This window comes from Campylobacter sp. 2018MI13 (genome assembly GCF_018501135.1).
In the GTDB taxonomy this organism is placed as follows: Bacteria; Campylobacterota; Campylobacteria; order Campylobacterales; family Campylobacteraceae; genus Campylobacter_E.
The window spans coordinates 1-207 of record NZ_JAHCZC010000376.1 but is presented as its reverse complement, the minus strand read 5'-3'; the positions used below and the strand labels follow the sequence as shown (position 1 = coordinate 207).

Genomic DNA, 207 nt, shown 5'->3' with positions numbered 1-207 from the left:
AATATTTTAGGAATTTAGAAAAAGAATTAAGAGATGAATTAGCCACAAAAAGTGATTTAATCATCTCTTGCGGCGGTGGTTTTGCTAATTTACAAGATTTAAGAAAATTAGGTTTTGTAGTGTTTTTTGACCTTAGTTTTTACAAAATCGCAACAAGGCTTAAAAACGATACTAAACGCCCATTATTTGATGAAAAGGCGAAATTGC

General features: G+C 30.4%; 1 protein-coding gene. It reads left to right on the top strand.

Going from position 1 to position 207, the window contains the following annotated elements; all coding sequences use genetic code 11:
- The coding region (locus KJQ99_RS11575; RefSeq protein ID WP_284467070.1) for a shikimate kinase at positions 1 to 207 on the top strand (207 nt) is incomplete at both ends.